At 44.7% G+C, this 1006-nt stretch carries 1 protein-coding gene; it reads right to left on the bottom strand.

Annotated elements, in window-relative coordinates; genetic code table 11:
* The coding region (locus tag RAC86_RS39100) for an Rnase Y domain-containing protein (protein WP_377886996.1) at positions 1–965 on the bottom strand (965 nt) is incomplete at its 3' end.
* Positions 966–1006 lie beyond the last annotated feature (41 nt).

Raw genomic sequence — 1006 nt, 5'->3', positions numbered from 1 at the left:
ATCTTGATGAGATCTGGGTGGAGGCCGTGAACGCCAACCTCAAATGTCGTTTGCTCACCCATCTCACGAATATAGTCATCGACCTCGCGGCGAGATTTTTCAACCATTTCTTCAATCCGTGCCGGATGAATACGGCCATCCTGAACGAGTTTATCAAGAGCAATCCTTGCTGTCTCACGTCTGATCGGATCAAATCCGGAAAGAATGACAGCTTCAGGCGTATCATCAATAATCAGGTCGATACCTGTCAGCGTTTCAAGCGTACGAATGTTACGCCCTTCCCGTCCGATGATACGTCCTTTCATCTCATCATTTGGAAGATTGACAACTGATACCGTTGTTTCGGCAACGTGGTCCGCTGCGCAGCGCTGTAAGGCGAGTGAAAGAATGTTTTTCGCTTTCTTATCCGCCTCTTCTTTCGCGCGGTTTTCAGTTTCTTTTGTCATGATGGCGATGTCATGTGAAAGCTCGTTTTCAACCCGCTCAAGAATGATTTGTTTTGCTTCATCACGAGTCAGACTCGAAATTCGTTCCAACTCTGACTGCTGCATACGAATCATCTCATCCACTTTGCTTTCCATCTCTTCAATATGTTGTTGTCGTTCATTCAGAGAATGATCTTTCTTCTCCAACATCGCTTCCCGTTTATCAATTCCCTCATGTTTGCGATCAAGGTTTTCCTCCTTTTGGAGTAAACGGTTTTCTTGTTTTTGAAGCTCATTTCGTCTTTCACGAACTTCCTGTTCAGCATCTATTCGAAGTTTGTGGATTTCATCCTTTGCTTCAAGCAGAGCTTCTTTTTTCAGTGCTTCAGCATCACGCTTTGCATCTTCAAGAATTTGCTCGGCTGCACCGCGTGCGCCCGCAATTTTCGCTTCGGCAATGGTTTTACGAACAAAGTAGCCAACAACTAAACCGAGTAGAATCAGCAAAATGGAGATGAGAACCATCATAATTGGGGTCATACTTTCACCTCCTCTTGCTATGAACTTGGTTGTTGCTTAAA

It is taken from the genome of Bacillus sp. LR_5, from assembly GCF_042709275.1.
Note: the sequence above shows the minus strand (reverse complement) of the source record. Positions and strands in the feature narration are given on the sequence as shown.